The sequence below is a fragment of the Mycobacterium simulans genome (genome assembly GCF_900232995.1).
Taxonomy (GTDB): Bacteria; Actinomycetota; Actinomycetes; order Mycobacteriales; family Mycobacteriaceae; genus Mycobacterium; species Mycobacterium simulans.
In genome coordinates this window covers 1-1,140 of sequence record NZ_OCVX01000053.1, presented here as the reverse complement: position 1 = coordinate 1,140, position 1,140 = coordinate 1, and the positions used below count along the sequence as shown (strand labels likewise).

Here is a 1,140-nt window from a genome sequence, read left to right as displayed (position 1 = left end):
GGTCCGGGCGGGCGGCGGGGTTTGGGTGCTCCCGGTTTGCTGAGCGGGCCCGTTGGGGGCGGTCAACCCATTCGACGCACCATCCTGGTTGATCGCCGAGCCCGCGATCCCCGCCAACCCCGGATGCCGATGACGCTGAGCATCACTGAGCCGCTCCAACCCCCCCACCGCCGCACCCTCACCATCCCCACCACCAGCACCAGCACCCGCGGCGAGTTGCTCGATGCCCTACACGCCCTAACCACCGACCAGCCTCATCCCGGGGTGGCCTACCACCACCACCAAACCCATCAGGCCGCCAAGACGGTGTTCGTGTTTGCCGGCCAGGGCGCCCAATACCCGGGCATGGCCGCCGGGCTCTACACCCACCACCCGGTCTTTGCTGAAGCCCTCGACGAGGTATGCGCGGCCTTCGACGCCCACCTGCAGGTCCCGCTGGCCCAGGTGATGTTCGCCGACGCCGACACCGCCCCCGCCGAGCTGCTCAACCACACCGCCTACGCCCAACCCGCACTGTTCGCCTTCGGCGTGGCCCTGCACGCCCTGCTGGTCCAGGCCGGGATCCGCCCGGACTACCTGGTAGGCCATTCCGTGGGAGAACTGGCCGCCGCCCACGTCGCCGGGGTGATGACGCTGGCCGACGCCGCGATACTGGTCAGCGCCCGCGGCCGACTAATGCAGGCCTGCCAACCGGGGGCCATGATGGCCATCTCGGCCCGCCACGCCGAGCTGGCCACGGTATTGACCGACTATCCCCAAATCGCGGTGGCCGCGGTCAACGGCCCCACCGCACTGGTGGTCTCCGGCCCCGCCGATGACCTACACCACCTCGGCCAACACTGCCGCGCCGCGGGCTACAAAACCACCCCACTACGCGTCAGCCACGCCTTCCACTCACCGTCGATGGACCCCGCGCTACCCGAATTCGAAACCCTCGCCGCCACCCTGACCTTCAGCGCACCCACCACCGCGATCATCTCCACCCTGACCGGCCAACCGGCCAGCACCGACCAACTCGCCTCACCGCGCTACTGGACCCGCCAACTGCGCGAACCCGTCCGATTCCACGACGCCATCACCACCCTGCTAGCCCAGGGCCCCCACACATTCGTGGAACTATCCCCACACCCCGTACTGGCC

General features: G+C 69.3%; 1 protein-coding gene and 1 pseudogene. One reads left to right on the top strand and one right to left on the bottom strand.

Annotated features, from left to right (window positions below; translation table 11 throughout):
* A pseudogene (locus tag MSIMFI_RS29925) lies at positions 1–210 on the bottom strand (hypothetical protein); the annotation flags it as partial.
* Between MSIMFI_RS29925 and MSIMFI_RS27045 the strand changes: the two are divergent.
* Positions 124–1,140, top strand: a 1,017-nt coding sequence (locus MSIMFI_RS27045; RefSeq protein WP_396820598.1) for an acyltransferase domain-containing protein, incomplete at its 3' end; no start/stop codon positions are given. The pseudogene MSIMFI_RS29925 and the gene MSIMFI_RS27045 overlap by 87 nt on opposite strands.